At 36.8% G+C, this 17,888-nt stretch carries 18 protein-coding genes and 2 pseudogenes; 8 read left to right on the top strand and 12 right to left on the bottom strand.

The genetic code is table 11. The features are described from left to right. The first annotated feature begins 68 nt into the window (after positions 1-68). Positions 69-254 carry a hypothetical protein gene (locus WCV66_RS05745; RefSeq protein WP_338788238.1) on the top strand — a complete coding sequence of 62 codons (186 nt, stop codon included), beginning with the start codon at positions 69-71 and terminating at the stop codon, positions 252-254. A gap of 517 nt (positions 255-771) precedes the next feature. Here the strand turns inward: WCV66_RS05745 and WCV66_RS05740 are convergent. Then, the gene (locus WCV66_RS05740; protein ID WP_413789659.1) at positions 772-3,147 is read right to left on the bottom strand and encodes an immune inhibitor A domain-containing protein; all 2,376 of its coding nucleotides are present in this window, start codon (positions 3,145-3,147) and stop codon (positions 772-774) included. A gap of 513 nt (positions 3,148-3,660) precedes the next feature. Here WCV66_RS05740 and WCV66_RS05735 point away from each other — a divergent pair. Together WCV66_RS05735 and WCV66_RS05730 are read left to right on the top strand one after the other, a co-directional pair. After that, on the top strand, positions 3,661-4,329 hold the full coding sequence (locus WCV66_RS05735; RefSeq protein WP_338788236.1) for a response regulator transcription factor: 669 nt from the start codon (positions 3,661-3,663) through the stop codon (positions 4,327-4,329). After that, a complete protein-coding gene (locus tag WCV66_RS05730; protein ID WP_338788235.1) occupies positions 4,326-5,678 on the top strand; it encodes a HAMP domain-containing sensor histidine kinase in 1,353 nt (450 codons plus the stop codon). Before WCV66_RS05735 ends, WCV66_RS05730 begins: the two co-directional genes overlap by 4 nt. A 185-nt stretch (positions 5,679-5,863) precedes the next feature. Here WCV66_RS05730 and WCV66_RS05725 read toward each other — a convergent pair. Further along, positions 5,864-5,959, bottom strand: a pseudogene (locus WCV66_RS05725) (VOC family protein); the annotation flags it as partial. Between WCV66_RS05725 and WCV66_RS05720 the strand changes: the two are divergent. Further along, positions 5,953-6,166: pseudogene (locus WCV66_RS05720) on the top strand (IS110 family transposase); the annotation flags it as partial. The pseudogenes WCV66_RS05725 and WCV66_RS05720 overlap by 7 nt on opposite strands. A 136-nt stretch (positions 6,167-6,302) precedes the next feature. Here the strand turns inward: WCV66_RS05720 and WCV66_RS05715 are convergent. Both WCV66_RS05715 and WCV66_RS05710 read right to left on the bottom strand, forming a co-directional pair. Next, entirely contained in the window at positions 6,303-6,872 is a 570-nt protein-coding gene (locus tag WCV66_RS05715) for a CBO0543 family protein (RefSeq protein ID WP_338788234.1), read from the bottom strand. A 160-nt stretch (positions 6,873-7,032) separates the two neighbouring features. Continuing rightward, complete coding sequence (locus WCV66_RS05710) at positions 7,033-7,158, bottom strand: hypothetical protein (protein ID WP_338788233.1); 126 nt, start codon at positions 7,156-7,158, stop codon at positions 7,033-7,035. Between the two features lie 240 nt (positions 7,159-7,398). Between WCV66_RS05710 and WCV66_RS05705 the strand changes: the two genes are divergently transcribed. Next, positions 7,399-7,875: a hypothetical protein gene (locus WCV66_RS05705; protein WP_066329428.1), complete on the top strand. Its 477-nt coding sequence runs from the start codon at positions 7,399-7,401 to the stop codon at positions 7,873-7,875. 219 nt (positions 7,876-8,094) lie between these two features. On the opposite strand, the gene WCV66_RS05700 is transcribed toward WCV66_RS05705, so the two are convergent. From WCV66_RS05700 to WCV66_RS05665, 8 genes are all read right to left on the bottom strand, one after another. After that, positions 8,095-8,571, bottom strand: a complete 477-nt coding sequence (locus WCV66_RS05700) for a hypothetical protein (protein WP_338788232.1) — start codon at positions 8,569-8,571, stop codon at positions 8,095-8,097. Positions 8,572-9,187: 616 nt separating this feature from the next. Beyond that, a complete protein-coding gene (locus WCV66_RS05695) occupies positions 9,188-10,447 on the bottom strand; it encodes an efflux RND transporter periplasmic adaptor subunit (RefSeq protein ID WP_338788231.1) in 1,260 nt (419 codons plus the stop codon). Next, positions 10,447-11,121: a hypothetical protein gene (locus WCV66_RS05690; protein ID WP_338788230.1), complete on the bottom strand. Its 675-nt coding sequence runs from the start codon at positions 11,119-11,121 to the stop codon at positions 10,447-10,449. Before WCV66_RS05690 ends, WCV66_RS05695 begins: the two co-directional genes overlap by 1 nt. A 331-nt stretch (positions 11,122-11,452) precedes the next feature. Next, positions 11,453-13,003 (bottom strand): polyamine aminopropyltransferase, encoded by a 1,551-nt coding sequence (locus WCV66_RS05685; RefSeq protein ID WP_338788228.1) that lies wholly within the window; start codon positions 13,001-13,003, stop codon positions 11,453-11,455. Between the two features lie 25 nt (positions 13,004-13,028). After that, positions 13,029-13,424: a DUF350 domain-containing protein gene (locus tag WCV66_RS05680; protein ID WP_338788227.1), complete on the bottom strand. Its 396-nt coding sequence runs from the start codon at positions 13,422-13,424 to the stop codon at positions 13,029-13,031. A 20-nt stretch (positions 13,425-13,444) separates the two neighbouring features. Next, positions 13,445-14,059 (bottom strand): DUF4247 domain-containing protein, encoded by a 615-nt coding sequence (locus WCV66_RS05675; RefSeq protein WP_338788225.1) that lies wholly within the window; start codon positions 14,057-14,059, stop codon positions 13,445-13,447. A gap of 91 nt (positions 14,060-14,150) precedes the next feature. Beyond that, positions 14,151-14,819, bottom strand: coding sequence for a PspA/IM30 family protein (locus WCV66_RS05670; RefSeq protein ID WP_066329454.1), 669 nt, complete (start codon positions 14,817-14,819; stop codon positions 14,151-14,153). A gap of 11 nt (positions 14,820-14,830) precedes the next feature. Next, complete coding sequence (locus tag WCV66_RS05665; RefSeq protein ID WP_338788223.1) at positions 14,831-15,340, bottom strand: DUF4178 domain-containing protein; 510 nt, start codon at positions 15,338-15,340, stop codon at positions 14,831-14,833. A 167-nt stretch (positions 15,341-15,507) separates the two neighbouring features. Between WCV66_RS05665 and WCV66_RS05660 the strand changes: the two genes are divergently transcribed. From WCV66_RS05660 to WCV66_RS05650, 3 genes are read left to right on the top strand one after another with little or no spacing between them, the layout of a single operon-like run. Next, positions 15,508-16,443 (top strand): ABC transporter ATP-binding protein, encoded by a 936-nt coding sequence (locus tag WCV66_RS05660; protein WP_338788221.1) that lies wholly within the window; start codon positions 15,508-15,510, stop codon positions 16,441-16,443. Beyond that, positions 16,421-17,128, top strand: coding sequence for an ABC transporter permease (locus WCV66_RS05655; RefSeq protein ID WP_338788220.1), 708 nt, complete (start codon positions 16,421-16,423; stop codon positions 17,126-17,128). Before WCV66_RS05660 ends, WCV66_RS05655 begins: the two co-directional genes overlap by 23 nt. Then, complete coding sequence (locus WCV66_RS05650) at positions 17,128-17,862, top strand: ABC transporter permease (RefSeq protein WP_338788219.1); 735 nt, start codon at positions 17,128-17,130, stop codon at positions 17,860-17,862. Before WCV66_RS05655 ends, WCV66_RS05650 begins: the two co-directional genes overlap by 1 nt. The last annotated feature ends 26 nt before the right edge of the window (positions 17,863-17,888 follow it).

Below are 17,888 nucleotides of genomic sequence, written 5' to 3'. Positions count from 1 at the left end.
CATGGAATAATCTCATGTTTCATTCTATTATGATTGGTATAACTGTATATCACAAAGGGGTGGTAGCTTTGAAACAATATGTATTCACATTTGATACGAACGATTGTCAACGTGATCTTATCTTCAATGCTAGTGGAATTGTAGATGCAGTGAACCAACTCAAATTTATCATGAATGTACTTAAAGCCGACAGCAACTATCAGACAAAAAGCGTTTACTACAAAGGGGTTATTTTTAACAATCATCTTCTATAATATTTGACTTAATAGCCGTTTATCCTTTATTAAAACACGCTTTTCAACCAGTAAATTAACTCACTTTAAGAAAATGGGTTGAACTTTTTGTTCAACCCATAAACTTGCTGATCACCCTTATGAATCTCATTCATTGGTTATCTCTTCATCTATTGCCGGGACATTTTCTTCTGGAGAAGGCTCTACCGTCTCTTCCCCTTCAACATTCGTTTCTTCTTCTATATATGAATCATCAGGTATTTCTTCTTCATAACCAGCATCTTCAAGCTATAATCTCCACCCTAAAATAACCAAATTCATCTAGGTAGTCTTGGTAGTAGTAGACTCCTTCTTCAGATCACCCCACCCCTATTACTTTTGAACTATTTCTATCATATTGGAGAGAGGGAGATTTTACAATTAAAAACCATATTGGATGTTTCCACCAAAAACACCATTAGAAAAGGGCTGGACTCAGGCAATATGGTCCAACCCCTCTAAAAATATTTTCATATAAAGATATCTTCAAGCTAAGAGCTTATTTAAAAATCATCACCTTCCCAACCGTACCATCTTCACTCTCTCCAACAACACGGAACTTCAATCCTGTATTTGGTACATTTCGTCCAGCATCGACAAGTCCTTTGTTGCTGTAGTCGGCACTATCATCAAATAACGGATTGCGCTGGGTAAAGTTATCCTTTAATGTTAAGCCATTGATGCTTGAGTAATCTAAGAACATTTTACTAGATTTATCAAGGCTAAATGCCGCATCATTTAATTGGTAACGAGCCGAAGCAACTGTACCGTCACTCCAATAGTTCGTATGCTGATCAGCATCAACAAGACCTAGAAAACCCTCTCCTGGATGAATACCTGTCCAGTTATTATCATAGGAATTGTCGACATACCAAACGACTAAGCCTGGATCAAAGCTCATTAGGCTAGCACCACGGCGGATATGTGCTAAGCCAGCATCCACATCATTATGTGATCTCCATTCCAATAAATAGTAGTTTTCAGAAGAGAACGTTCCTTCATCCTTCTTAAAGCCTGCAAATGTAAAGGCAGAATCTCCTTCAGCATTATCATTTACTAGCGTATTACCATCAGCCTTTATCACAATATCATCAACATAGAAGCCAGGCATCGCCACCGCTACGTCTGTCCAATAGTTAAATTTCACTTCAATAGTTTTCCCTTTATAAGCGGAAAGATCAAAGTTAGCATCGACCCACCCATTCGAATTCCCTGTAATCCCATGCCCTGGATTTTGTTCATTTGGATTTTCAGTCGTTGTGATGTTTCCAGAAATAGCCGTCCATTCACTAGCACCTGCCTCTTTTACTTGAACAGATGCATAATCCCAATCTGCCTCAATGTCATACCACGCTTTAAATGTAAGTTCAGCACTTGTCGCACTGGTTAAATCAACAGAAGTGGTCATCGAATGATCCAGCTCATCACCACTACCACTAAAATACTCAAACTGCCCACTAGCTGGCGTGTTTACAATCGTTTTTTTATCAGGAAGATTTACTCTTACTGCATCTTGATTTGTTCCCTTTGTAACAGCTTCATCTAATAAGATTGTTGTCCCTTCACTTGTTACATCGGCACCATTTATTGTTGTTCCCGTTAACCAGTTACCACCATGTGCTGCCTGTAGAAATTCTTTTGCATATGGACTAAAACCAGTTGGTTCTGTTCCAGGAATTTTCCCTGCCCAGCTGCCCGCTGACATAATCGACCAGTATTCAACAGGCTCACCTGCACCACTATAGATTGTGTCATATTCATCTGGAAGGCCTAAATCATGGCCATATTCATGCGCGAACACACCAGCTGCGCCATCTTCTGGTTCAATTGTATAATCCCAAGCACCTAACAAACCACCGAAGCGGTCACTATTAGACGTTGCATTTGGAACCGCAACAGGACCCGTACTTAACTTAGAACGATGGGACCAAATTGCATCACCAGCAAGCTTGCCGCCCCCAGCCTCTTCACCAACACCTGCATGAATCACCATTAAATGATCAATAATCCCGTCTGGCTCAGCATACACACCATCACCATCATAATCATCGCGATCCCATTGGTCGTATTCTGTTAAATTAACATTAGGATCTGCTGATGCTTTTTTCAGTGCTTCATAAACTAATTCACGCGGGCGTGCATCATTGCCGTCAGGCGCAGGATCATTCCCTCCATAATAGCTTGCAGGATGTTCAGCCGTATACCAGCCAGCTACCTGCCCTTCAACGGTATAGCTCTCACCTGATTGCTTTTCATAGTACTGCTTCATTGAGACAAGGCTTTCTCCATTTGGACCTTCATAGCCATCTTCACCAAAGATCATTTTCTGGAAGTGCTCAAGTGGATAATCCTCATAAAACATATCTGTTTCTTCCTTTGTTATCGAACCTTGCTTATAGTCAGGAAAATCTATCGCAAGCACAAGAACCTTATCCTCACGAACAGCTCCTGTGTAATTTTCTTCTACAACAGAATCAACCTTATTTTTCTTTGCTTGTCCAAGCTTGTTGCCATTGCCATTTTTTAAGCCTTGATTAGTGGACTCATCAGAACCTTCAAGCTTCTCAATTGGCTTTGGTAGTTTATCTTTAGCTGAACCTACTTTATTTTTCCCTTTAAGATACTCTTTCAAGGCCTTATCTGCTTGAGCTTGAGTAGCATTTTTAGAAATCTTCCCTTGCTTTTTAAGCATTTCGATTAATCTCTCATCATTGGCCATACCTAAATCAGCGGTTACACCGAGAGTCGGTGCCGTCACTTCTTTTAATGCTGTTTCAGCGGCTACCTTCTGCGCAGGTGAAAATGCCCCTAGCGCAAATGTGCTTAGCCCTAGTGCCATTGCCATAGCGGTTTTTATTGCTTTCCCCTTCTTCAACCCAATCTCCCCTTTATTTGTACGTTTATGTTTCCTGACTAAACCATTTCGTCCCACGAAATAAATACTCCTTTTCAAAACGTGAAAATGAAGTAAAAGTCCTTATTCGTTTTATTGGAATAGTACTTTCGTCGAAGAGAATTCAGTCACATATTGTTGGAATAAGGGGATATTATTATTTTAGACTATTTATTCATGTTGTTTTTTTGCAACAACCTTTTAATCACTCCTATAAATCGTGATTAAATACCTATAAAAATTAAAACTATCATTATTCCCAAAGAATTATTCACTAACTTTTTAGTTTATCTCCCCTTCAAATCTTCTCTAGACAAATATCGCCATAGATTATTCTACAAAAATTCTGTTAAAGCTACATTTAGTTGAGAGCGTTCAGGGAAAAGAATATTTCACACAATACACAGATACACAAAACCCAAAATTCTCCAAATTTCGGGTGGTGACAGGCACCATCCCGTTGTAAGATAGTAAATAGATAGGGAGGGATCAAAAATGAACATCCTATACATAGAAGACGACAAAGAAATCGGCCAATGGGTTCAAAATGACTTAACTTCAAAAGGATTCGATGTTACCTGGCTAACCTCTGGTATCAATTTGCCAGCAAGCTTTGATAAATTTGATCTTGTTATTTTAGATGTGATGCTTCCTGGGTTAGATGGATTTTCACTTGGGAGAAGAATTAAAAAAGGAAGCGCTGAGCTCCCAATTATCATGCTATCTGCAAGGTCATCGCTTGAGGATAAACTAGAAGGACTCGAATTTGCGGATGATTATGTTACAAAGCCGTTTCATCCAGAGGAGCTTGCGAAACGGGTTGAAATTTTATTGCGGAGGTTTGATCGCAGCTCACCAGCAAAAAAACAGCTAAAGCATTTAGAGATCGATCTAGCAAGCAATATCATTATCAATACAACTAGCGGAGAAGAGATCATCTTAACTGGCAAACAGCATCAAATTTTTACATACTTCATTAGACATCTCAATCAAATTTTAACAAAGGAACAGCTCTATGAAGGTGTCTGGGAGGAACCCTATATCGAAGGTGATAAAACCTTAATGGTTCATATTCGGTTTTTAAGAGAAAAGCTAGAAATAAACCCCTCACAGCCAGAGATTATTGAAACAATTCGCGGAATCGGTTATCGGGTGAAATCATGAAATGGGTGAAATCCTTACAGGTTAAATATTTAATGATCATTTTCATCGCAGTTTTGATTATTCCATTTTCAGTTCCATTTGTTTCAATGCTTGTATTTGTCCCACAAATTGCAATGGATGATCAAAAGAGCACCTTCGAAGGCTTTAGTCAGCTAGAAGAATTGTGGCATGAGGAAGCGAAACAACTAGCTGATCAATCTGATACAACCATAAACCAACACCTTCAAGAACTACACAAAAAGTATCCTGAATCGCAAATGTTCTGGGTCGACCGCTCAGGAAAAACGCGTGAAACATATAATTACGAGGGTGAGCTTCCTGACAAATGGACACCCTCTTACACGATTCAATTTATGAAGCAGCATTTTGATGCAGATCCGTTTACTGTTGTCGCATTTCTCGGCGGTGATTCTACCAATGGGTTTATGGTCATCCAAGTCGATCGCACCCTACTAGAACCGCCAATTCAAAGGTTAAGTGATCATTATAGCTATCTTTATATGATTATTGTCATTTTCATCCTCTTTTTATTTATTTTCCTATCCTGGCTGTTTTTTAAAGGCATCCATAAACGATTACTCCGTTTAACAAATGCTATGCAGGATAGAAGTGAACTTGGCATCCCCCATACAGTTGTCATCTCAAAAATCGATGAAATCGGGGAGCTTGAAAAAAGCTTTAATCAAATGATTACCGAATTAGAACACAGTCGTAAACGGGAACAAGAGGCAGAAACACTTAGAAAGGACCTGATCGCAAATTTATCCCACGATCTCCGCACACCGCTTACAACGATTCGTGCGCAGCTTTCGATTGTGAAGGAAGAAGTAAAGTCAATCAAGGGAAATGAAGCTCTTAAATCAGTTGATCAGAAAATCGATTATCTTAGTGCTCTGATTGATAACTTGTTCTCATACACACTTTTATCAGCAGGGAAGTATCCGTATCATCCAGAACAAACGGACCTTAACCGATTAATCCGAAAAATAGCTGCACAATGGTATCCAGTATTGGAACAGCAACAATTTGCAATTGACATCAACACACATCAAGAGCCAATCTATTGGACAATTGATCCACAATGGATGGAACGATTAATCGAAAATCTCCTGCAAAATATCATTCGTCATGCAGCTGAAGGAAGGTATGTCGGCATTACCTTAAGCAAACAAGGGAATGGCGGGCAGCTCCTTATTCAGGACAAGGGAAATGGATTTAAGGAAAAAAGTGAGAAACAAGGTGCAGGGATTGGCCTTACAATTGTTGATCTTATGGTGAAAGAAATGGGATTGACATGGTCGATTGAGTCGAGTGAGGAAGGTACTGTTGTTAAGATTGTTTGCCCGTAGAATTTAAAGCACACCATTACTAGGGAGAAGTGTCTGTAGCTAACGGGTTCCGTTACCTATAGCAAAACGAGTATTTGTAGCTGATAGTGTATAGTAAAATTCATATGACATTGGCACCGTTTTTTCGGTGCTTTTTGATTGTGAAAATACATACCCCAGTCCTATTTTAACTGAGCTTCTTCAAGTAGATAACCGAGGGCGTTTACAGGAGCACCCCGGTGATCTGATATAGTAGGTGGGGTGAGAAATCGCGAAAGTTCAAGCCGGCTGTGGCCATCTGGCTGTTCAAAGTGGCATTCGTGATTCTCTTAAGAAGAAAATGACTGATGAGATAATTGCACGTAATAAAAGATTTAAGAGAGTTTTACGATAAGAAACGTGCAGAAGGAAAACCCTTCAGAGTAGCAGTTATTGCATGTGTTAATAAGCTCTTACATTGGATTTACGCCTTACTAAAAAGCAGAACTACCTTCCAGGATATAGCTTAATAACTATATCTAACTAAATACAACAAAACCTTCCAATTTCAGTATAGAGGAAGGTTATTTGGCGTGAGCACCTTTAGTATATCATGTGAAAAATGTTGACAAACTATTAGCTGGTTTAGTTCAGTAATGAAGGTGTTCATTTTCCTTTAGTATTATTAAAAGGAGAAAAGCCATTTCTTTTACTCACATAATATGCAATAAGAAAAATCAGAAAATAGATTGGAAATGAGAAAAAAGAATTCCATTTTATTTCTTCATAGAAATCAATCCATTTAAAAAATGGTTCGCCAATAAATGAACCTATAATAGCAAAAAGAAAGGCTTTAATATATGGTGAAACGTGTGGTTTATATTGGAGTAGCAACATTACAATAACTGGTAAAATAGAAAAATCATACGGTGCAAATGTTGGTATGATTGGTACAAGTTTATGTATATAAACCCACAAACCTAATGCAATCCCAATAAAATCAAGACCGCAAGTAATAATCATTACTAAAAATCCGATATATAGTAACCTATCTGCACTATCTTTTGGTCGAATTTTTAACCATATTATCCAAGGTAAAAAGGTTAATAAGAGATTTACCCACCATTCCCATCCTAAGAAACTATTCTCATACCATAAATTGAAAATTTCAGTATTTGCCTTGTCGACGTTTTCATATTGTTTCTTTATTAAATCTATATATTTTTCCTCGTTCAACATAGCTCTCCTTTTTTCAAATATGCCTTTTTTTCATATTCTTTCCTTAATTTTAATGAACTATCCTGCTACAATAGTGCTATAAGAAAATGCATTACCCCTACTTGAAGTAATGCACCCTATAGTTTAAGTATAGGTTTTCACAATCTACATTCCAGTCTTACTTCATTGCTATATCAAATAAATAACTAACTACTTTCCCCATTCTCCAAGCAATTACAGCTAAGCTAATGGCTATTACTGCTAAACTTCCAACCTTAATAAGCTCTAATTTATCTTTGTCCAATTCTTCTCCCCCTAAATAAAACCATTTTACTTATTTTAACATATAACTTATTTTCACTTATTCTGCTAACCTGCTCCTTCAGTTGAACAAGGCTGAATCAGTTCAACAATTTGTGCGAACTGCGACACTTTTCAATTGAATAATACGATACCTCTTGAGCAAAGATATCTAACAACAACTAAAAAAATATATTTTTCTTATGACAGATTTGGTGATTATGTCCACAAAAGGAGAATACCTTTGGATAAATTTATACATAATTTAAACTTAGGGGCAAAAGGTCTTTGGTTCCCCCTTACAGTGAGTATTTTATTAGCAATAACAGCATTATTAATTCCAAAGAAAAACATTTCTTGGAAAGAAATGTATATTACTTTTGGTATCGTAGGACTTGGTACTTGGATAAGCGATTCCATTATCGCTAGGGCATTTGATCTAATAGATTTAGGTGATCCTATTCGGACTGGAATTGGAGATATACTCTCGTATACGTTTATACCAACATCTATTGCCATTTTATTTCTAAATTACTTTACTAAAGAAAATAAATGGAGATTAACTATCCTTTTCACTGTATTATCATTTATGATTGATACCGGAATGATTTATTTTGGATACATGAAATACAAAGGATGGAATACGGCTTTTTCTCTCATTGTTTTTATAATCGCTTTTTCTTTCTTATTACCTATTCACTTAAAAATTATAAGAAGATAATTTTACCCCACCATGATTAGATGAAATATAAACAATTACTCATGTCGCAATTTTCTTCAAATACGACAATAAAGAGAGATGGAATATAATCTCTCTTGTTCCACTCACCAATAAAAAAAGAGTTGCAGCAAAACCCTTTACTCAACTAAATGCCCCGTTAGTGAAACAAGGACTATTCTTTAATTATGCTTGGTTCTATTTTTAACCCAAACACTTCTTTTAATATTTATTTACCTCTTTAATAATAGTTCGTTCCACTAATAGTTGATAAAAATAAATAACGATTGCTGTTACAACTGACAATATGTAAAAATGTTTAGGTTGAATTTTCTTGAATTTGAATACTCCTACTTTAGTGAAAAATTTTACGATAGGGAATGCAAGAAGATAATCGAGTACCATATTTAATGTTAAGTACTTTATAAAGCTACCGTATGTTAATTTAAACACCCAAATAGTTGTTATGAAAAATAAGCCTAAAAGGTAAGAGAAATCTAAACGATAGTTTGGAAATAAAGCATTTTTCACTTTCCACCACTTACGTCTATCAGCTATTTCGCTTAAAAAACTAAAGGTATAACCAATAAAAGTTGCGACTGGAAGAAAGCGAACAAATGAATTTTTCCCTAGCAATGGTGTAGTTAACCAAGGGATAACTAATGTACAAAATGATAAAACTTTTCTTTTACTAATCATAAGAACCTCACAAGGTATAATTTATACATTAGTATCCTTTAAACATACTTTTTTTATTCTTCAAGATGCTTTTTTCAAAAAATATTCTTAGAAAAATTAGGTATATATCCAGCTGTTAGTCGATGGTGTTAATTTTCATTTGTTGACAAATGAAATAGTATTCATAAATTCTACCTTATACATTATTATTTTTGATCTATTTTTATCATGAATTTACTCCTATTCAAACAAACAACGAAGTATAAATCTTTTTGGTTTTATGTCTAAATTTTCATGAAAGATATCACCGATAAATGAGATGGTAGCTTCGATTATATTCTCATCTTATATTTTAAATATATCATGACAACAACTGAACTTATTCAACAATCCACCACGTTACTTTAGGTACAACAGTCATTCTACCCCTGCAAAATACTATCCATTTTCTTGTACACATTTAAGCACTAATTCTGAAAAAAATCTGATCTATCAATAATAAAATGACTATCAAATTAGTTTACAATTTGATAGTCATTTTTGTTTACATTATTACTATTTTGATAGGGCACAGAACCCGTTAATAAACTGCACTTATCCTTAGTATATACCCATGATAATCCTGCTTAAAAAGCCCTTATTTCTCAATCAACCCAATTAAAAATGCTTCCCACTTATCACGCGTTGAGAACTCTTTAAAAGCAGCCTTTTTTATTCGTGTAGGTTTCATTTCGGTAACAAAATGAGCATTGTTTTTTGGTACCTTTTCTGGAGATACCATCATGATTTCTTTCACTTCAACACCATTGGTAACTTCTTTGATTCCATTAAAGCCTAACCCAGTTTGTACCGTTTTTTTTGTGATGAGACCATTTCCATTTAATTGATAGACATAAGGTTTTTCGCCCTTTTGAATCGCCTTTTCAGGAACTGTTAAGACACCGATTGCCTCCGCTGTCACAACTGAAACAGTTGCATTTGAGCCTATGGCGAGTGTTTCAGATTGTTCGGTAAGATTCCCTTCAAATTGGTAGTGATTGTCTTTATTGACTTCTGGCTCTTTTGCTGGATAAGGATTGATTTTCGCAAGTGTTCCTTCAAGCTGCTTTTTCTCTCCATTAATATCAGCGGAAAACTTCATGCCCGTTTCAGCTTTTTTAAATTGGGATTCTGTAAGCAATCCTTCTACAGAAAGGGCATCGGAAACAATGGTTATGACTGGGTTACCGAGCTTTTCATTAACTTCTTTGACAATCCCATCTGTTTCACTTACGATCATCGCTGTGCCGCTTTGTTCATCGATCGTGCTTAATTGACTATCATACTTGTACACTTCTTCTTCAAGCTTACTTTTTTCGAGCTCTTGTTTATAGATTTCTTGATCAATTGCACTAATAATCATCTCGGAGGATGCATGTTTATCAACCTCAATTTTTAAGCCTTCTTCAAGTCCAAGTGCAGCAACCTCTTGTACTTCAGAGGAAGGATCAGGGATGCTAGCTTGATAATCTAGTAATGTGCTAATGTAATCGTCAATACCTGTTATTTCTCCCTCAGCCTGCAGCTTTTCAGCTTCAAGTGTTTCCCTCAGCTTATCGAGTTCAGGAGTGATATACTCAAATAATGGTGTTCCTGCCGTTACGACATCTCCTTCTTTGACAAGGAAACGTTGAAATTCTTTATCTGCTTCATGAAAGTAAATTTTATACTCTTCTTGAGGCATCATAACGCCCTCTGTATCAAATGTTTCGACAACATCGTCTTTTGCAACACGTGCCCAATCTTCAACGTAAACGGTATGCTGAACCTTGCTATCCTTTTTTACAATTAAATACCCGTTTAAGGCAATAAACCCTAATGAAACAGCTGTTAACGAAATGATAATCCACTTTTTCATCACAGCACCCTCCTCACGATAACGGGTACCTCTACATACGCCATCAATGCTGTTAACATCCAGATCATCAGATAAAATAAAACAATGACAGTGAGCGTACCATACTTATTTTTATCAGAAAGATTTTTCAAGTAATAGAAAAGAACTGAGATTGCTAGAAAGTGAAATAGAGTAATTGCCCCGAAAAAATGCTGCCAAAACTCATTTTTGAACAAATACTGGCTAATGACCCCAAATGAAAAGGGATTACTTACTTGATTTAAATCAAAGAATACAAGAATTGGAACTGTGATTGCCTGTTCAAATAAGTGAACGGTAAACACAAACATCTGAACAATCACTGCTTTAATGTAAGAGATTTCAAGCATGATCCAGAAAAAAAGTGCACCCAACCAAATAAAAAGCGTGGTATACAAAACGCTTGAAGCAAGTTTCCCACCGAACAATAACAGCTTCCCTGCTTCAAACTCCGCTTTGGTTTGGTCCGTAATGGTCCCCGAGTATGTCTCTGCTCCAATTCCAAAATATGTACTTACCGCAAAACTAATTAACGCTAATAGATAAAGCAATAACAATTTAGGAATAACACCTGTCATTGCTTCTGCTCTTTGTAATTGATAAAGACTAGTGCCTGGTCGGAAAAGTCCATTCAGTACTTTCATTTCATATGTCATTACTTTACTGTTCCCCTTTGTAGATATATTCCTATGGTGTATTCATTTTAGCATGTTGCGTGCCTGTCACCACCCGAAATTTGTCGATAATTGAAAATATTTTGATTAAGTTTTGACAACTGGTTATTAGTCGAATCACGTATAGTATAAAGGTGCCGATACTAATTAGTAACCTAGACAAAAGCAACAGATGGTTAGGTGTAGAAATACCCCACCCAAACATAATACACGAAATCCGTCTGAACAAACTTCGAGAATACAAAAAAATAACTGTCTAACTCAAGTTTAAAGTTAGACAGTTACTTCCCTTTTTATTAATAAAGACACCTAATCAATAACTCTTCCATGCCTTCTCATATTTCTCAATAATTGTCGGCCTTGTTAACGTATTGGTTTCAAGAGGGACCGGATTTCCCTTTTCATCAAGTATCTCTTTATCAATATCTTTTCCAAACGTTGTAAGCCCACTAAGTACCTCTTTGGTTAAAAACTTCGTCTCAACTGTAATGTCAGCTTCTTCAAGTTTAACTGCTTCTCTTTTCGCTAAGACAAAACCCCAATCACCAAAGCTCGGAACATCGACATGTAAATTCTCAGTATGTAGATTTGCTGCTTGGACTGTTTGGTTAATCGACCAATATACCTCGGTTGCAAAGGTTGGACTTGTCGCTTGAATCATAATCGATCCGCCTGGGGTGAGATGATTTCGTAAAAGTTGATAAAATTCAAGCGTATACAGCTTGTTTAATGACTCATTATTTGGGTCAGGTAAATCAACAAGTATGACATCATAAAAGGTTTGCTTGTTTTTTAGAAACTGGAAGGCATCCTGGTTAATCACCTGTACACGTTCATCCTCATATGAATGCTCATTTAGGGTTACAACATCTCGATTTGTTTTGCCGATCTCAACGACTTTTGGGTCTAAATCAACGAGTGTCATTGATTTGACTTCATCATATTTTTGCAATTCCCTAAGTGCTAAACCGTCTCCACCGCCGAGGATGAGAATGTTTTCTTTTCTCTCAGCAGTAGCCATTGCTGGATGGACGAGTGCTTCATGATAGCGGTATTCATCACTTGAACTAAATTGCAGCTGCCCATCAAGAAATAACCGTAAATCACCCTGTTCCTTTGTTAAAATAATTTGCTGATAATCTGTTTGCTCTGTATAAATAATTGGATCTCTGTACAACTTTTGTTCAAATGTAAAGGCTGTTTCTTCACCAAAAAGCACACCAACGATAAGCAGAAGGAAAATCACAATTCCAGCGACAAAATGGCGTTTAAAGGTTCTGATTTCACGTTTAAAATAAACTAAAATCCATAACGCAACACCAACATTTATAATCGCTACTAAAAACGCTGTTTTGACGAGACCAAATTCAGGCCTTAATAGATAGACAAAGAGAAGTCCACCAATTAATCCGCCAGCATAATCTGAAAACAGCACTCTTGCCGTACTTTTTTTCACTGTGACGCCAATCTCATTTGCTTTCCTGATTAAAATTGGCAACTCTACACCTGTTAGAGCACCAACAACCAAGGTAATAAAGTAAAGAAAGAAGCCATCCATACCTTCACTTAGAAAGGCTGAAACCCCAAATAGTAAAAATGTTGAGAAGCCAGCAATGATCCCGATTAAATATTCGATCCAGACAAAGGACAAAATCAAATTTTTCGTTACCTTTTCACTAATGGAGGCGCCAATTCCCATACCAGTTAAAAAAAGAGAAATGGTGAGGGTGTATTGTTTTACACCATCACCAAGTAAATAGGAGCCAGCTGCACCAAATAATACTTCAAATATAATTCCACATACAGATACAATTCCTGACGCCCAATAAATGGCTTTGCTTTGTTTTATAGGATGTTCAATCACACAATGGTCTCCTTGTTAAAAATCTTTACGTAATGGATGCTCCAATAACAAATGCTAATCCAATTGATACACACATACTAATAATCCCTACAGATATATTCCCTTTTTGAAGTTGTTCTTCGACAGAAAATTTTCTTGTAAAGAGCTCAAATAATAAGTAGGCGATCATTTGAAGTAGAATCCCAAATGCACCCCAAATAATCGTGTCTAAAACACTAGCGCTGTGATAAATTGAGAATGCTAGAATAATACAAATTCCAATGATCTTACCTCCAATAGAAAGGGACACAGCGTGATTACCATTTAAAACCTCATCCCAGTCTTTATATTTCTTTGTCATAAATTCAAATATTGTTAAACCAATTAATACGATTGCAATTGCTACAACAAAGTAAACAGCCGTTAAGATAAATGGCTCCATATTATATCTTCCCTTCTTGTTTATTTTCCAGAACCAGGTCCGCCGCCTCGAACAGAAGATGTTCCACCTCTGACAGTCGAAGAAGTTCCGCCTGAACCTTTATAGTATCCACCAGATGTACCATAGCCTCGGTAACAATCTTCATTGTTTGATGTACACTTATTTCGTTGTTTCTTTCCCCAATCATCGACATCTAATATATCATCTAGAAGCCAAAGGACAAATAACCCGTCAAAAAAGTCTGGATTGTAATTGTCACGAACAAAGTTGTGTGTAGTAATTTCAACCATTGTATTTTGGGAGTTATTTTCATCATTTGTTAAGATTACGAACGAATCCTGATAGATGAGGACCTGTTTGTTGTCTTTTTTCTCACTGACTTCTTTTGGCTTTTCATGCGCTTGTAATTCCTTAGCAACCTCATCGATGGATTTATCTTCAGCAAGATAAATTTCCGAAATGTCTTCAGACCTCGCTTGACTCTTCACAGCATCTTGAAAGATATAATTCGTACTAATAAATTCAGCAATTCCATCTTTAAAAATTGACCCACTTGTTGAGCCCTGGCCTCCACTCCCACAAGCTGACAACAGGAGAATAAAAGACAGCATAACAAAAAGAAGTGGTTTTTTCATTACCTCACCTTCTTTCACGACAATCTATTAATGAGGACATCCAAAAACCGTTCTATAGGATTAGCCCTTGGAAGTCCCATTCACTTTTTGCCTATTCTTTTCCTAATTTTCTTTTTAATGCTGCTAGTTCATCATCAACATCATTTTTTTCTAATGCCGCAAAGTCGTCATCTAAGCTTCTATTTGAGGATCTCATATCTTCACTAGTTTCAGCCTCTGCTTCATATTGAAGGACTTTTTCCTCCATTCGTTCAAAGCCTCTTTTTGAATCATCACTGCCAATTCCAGACAAGGTGCGATTCATTTTTGTTCTCGTTTTCGCGGATTCTGCACGAGCCTTTAACGAATCTTTTTTCAATTTCATTTGGTAGTATTCAGCTTTCATTTCATCTAATTTCTTTCTTACCGAATCTGAGTCAAGCTTAGCACGATCATAAGACTCCTTTAATGTGTCAGCTGTTTGACTGTGAATCTTTTTATCCTCTAAGGCACGTCTAGCAAGGTCATCATTTCCTGCTTCAATTGCCTTGATTGCTTGTTCATCACGCTTTTCGACCATTTTTGTTGCGTCCTCATATTTCTTTTGCAGCATTTTTTCATTGGCAATTTGTTTCGCGACTGCTGTTTCCGCATCACGAATATCTGATTCCATATCTCTCATAAATTGCTCAAGCATTTTTACTGGATCTTCCGCCTTATCCAATAACGCATTTAATTCAGAATCAACAACCGTTTTTACTCGTTTAAATAATTTAAACATCCATTTTCCTCCTATTTACTCGCGATTATTTTTAATTCATATTGTTCAATTTCATAACCTGCACTTACTTCAATTTCACTGCCCCATATCTCAACAGATAGGAATTTTTCTTCCTCTTCATCACAATAGTCATAGTACCCGCAAATCATACCGTTTATGTTTTGATTTCGACCAATTCCTGTTACTTTTGCAGAACCTGATTCATCTAAGTAATACATTGTTCCGTCATATTCAAGTTTTTTAGGAATTGGTTCTTGAAGCTTCATTTTTATTTTTTCATAAATTCCAAGATAAAGCTCATCATCCATTTCGACACTTAACCAAATGGTTCTAGAAACCCCTTCAAGCTGATAAGCATGCCATTTGAAGCCATGGTCATCATAACTAATTTTTCCGACAACCTTATAATCCTCTAAATCATATGTGACAATGTCATCGAGCTGCAGATTGAACATATTCCGTTCTACTACTGGTTTAGGGGTGTTCACTTTCTTACCAAATAATTTACTAAAAAAACTCATGAATCCACCTCGGCTTTTTTTAAACTAATTTGTTCTATCTTAATAATACGAATGAGGAAGGGGAAAGTTTCAGGTTATATGTACCTTCCTTTTTTAAACAAAATTTAAACAAAACAACAACTCAATTTTAACTCTATCCCTCTAAACTATACATGAGGTGATAAATAATGAATGAAATGATGATAAAAACAACGGATCTAACAAGAAAGTTCAAAGGAAAAACAGTCGTAGATGATATTAATCTTACAATTAAAAAGGGAGAAATTTACGGATTTCTTGGACCAAATGGGGCAGGTAAAACAACAACAATTCGAATGTTGCTTGGGTTAATGAAGCCAACAAGCGGAAAAATTGAATTGTTTGGTGAAGATGTGAAGCATAATCATCTGAAGGCACTTAAGAAAATTGGATCATTAGTAGAGTCCCCTTCCTATTATGGACATTTAACCGCAAGAGAAAATTTAGAAGCATTACGAAAAATCTTACAAGTGAGCAAAAGTAGAATTGATGAGGTGCTTTCGATCGTTCGGTTAACCAAGGATGCAGACCGAGCTGTTAAGGGCTATTCACTTGGTATGAAGCAGCGTCTCGGAATCGCGGCAGCTATATTAGGGAGACCAGAGCTACTAATTTTAGATGAACCAACAAATGGACTTGATCCTTCTGGTATCCATGAAATTCGTGATCTTATCAAAAGTATGCCCCAGCAATACGGGATTACGATCTTGATTTCTAGTCATCTCTTAAGCGAAATTGATCAAATGGCCACACAGGTTGGCATCATTTCAAAAGGACAAATGATCTATCAAGATTCAATCGAGATGCTACGTAATAAAGCAATGGCACAAATTATGATAAAAGTGAAGAATGCAAAAAAGGCAAAAGCACTACTTTTAGCTAAAGGCTTTTTAGTTGAAGTTCAAAATGACTATGTCATCTGTGAGGATATGGCGGATGAAAAGGTCGCAACGATCATTACGATTTTAGTCAATGGCGGTCTTGCTGTTTACCGAGTGGAAGAAAAGCGGAAATCACTTGAGGAAATCTTCCTAGACCTAACAAGTGAAGGAGGAGCCCAACATGCTGGCGGTTCTGCAAGCTGATTTACTAAAAATTAAACGGAAGTGGTTTTGGTTCCTTGTTTTTCTCGGACCATTTGGCGTGATCGTGCTGCAAATGGTGAACTATGGTGTCCGCTACGAATATTTAGTTGAAGGTAGAGAGAATCTCTGGCAGGACCTCATTCAAAATGTAAATATGTTTGTAGCCCCTGCTTTGTTACTAGGGATAACGATTCTAGCTTCACAAATTGCAACAATCGAGCATCAACAAAGCTCATGGAAGCAGCTTCTAAGCTTACCTGTTAAAAGACGTGTCGTTTTTTCTTCAAAGTTTATCGTCACATTTATGATGCTCTTACTCTCTTGTCTCCTATTATTCATAGGAACTTGCCTTTTAGGGATAGGGCTGGGATTTGCTGAATCACCTATTCCATTTGTAGCCATCTTAAAAAATAGCTTTTACCCGCTATTGGCAGGTCTGCCATTATTAGCGATTCATATATGGCTGTCAATTACCCTAGATAATCAAGCCATCCCACTAACGGTTGGGATTTTCGGTGCCGTTGTGACGTTATTCGCCTATTATGCACCAGATTGGGTCATCTGGAAATGGCCATTGCTATATGGGGACAAGGAGCCTATTTGGTTTGTAACCGTCGGAATAATCGTTGGGGTTATCATCCTGTTAATCGGTATGATCGACTTCCAAAAAAGGGATGTGAAATAATGTTTTGGCACCTTGTACAATCTGAAATCTTAAAAATGAGAAAAACAAATATTTGGCTCCTGTTATTCGTTAGCCCTTTACTTGCCTTTGCAGTTGGTTTAGCAACAACAGAGACAATGGAAAGAACTATCAATGAATGGACAACAACCTTACTCATGATGACACCTGTTCATACGATTCTTTTCTTACCGCTAATTATCGGTGTTTTTACAAGCTTTATTTGCCGATATGAACACAAGGACGGAGGCTGGAAACAGCTCTTAAGTTTACCTGTCAAAAGAACTCAAGTGTATGTTTCTAAATTTTCACTCGTGATGTCATTAATCGCCTTAAATCAAATTCTGTTTATGTTGTGCTGGATTTCAGTAGGACTTATAAAAGGATTCTCAGATCCCTTTCCTACTCTCGTTATGTTCAAAAGCTTAGTCGGGGGCTGGATTGCATCCCTACCACTAGCTTCAATTATGCTGTTAGTATCAATGGCATGGTCAAGCTTTGCTGCACCGCTTGCATTGAACGTCGTCTTCACCTTACCAAACATATTAGTCGCGAACTCTGAAACCTATGCCCCTTACTACCCATGGGTTCAACCTTTTTTAACGATGATCCCAAAAGGAGATGGTCCTTGGGGCGGATTCTTTGTCTCGTTCGAATCGATTATCTTTGCAATTATTGGCGGGTTCGTGATTTTCTTTGCTAGTGGGCTAGTTTATATTCGAAGAAAAGCGGTATAATGTTGTTGAGGCTTAATCCATTTATT

This window comes from Metabacillus rhizosphaerae (genome assembly GCF_037201795.1).
Lineage (GTDB): Bacteria > Bacillota > Bacilli > Bacillales > Bacillaceae > Metabacillus > Metabacillus rhizosphaerae.
Note: the sequence above shows the minus strand (reverse complement) of the source record. Positions and strands in the feature narration are given on the sequence as shown.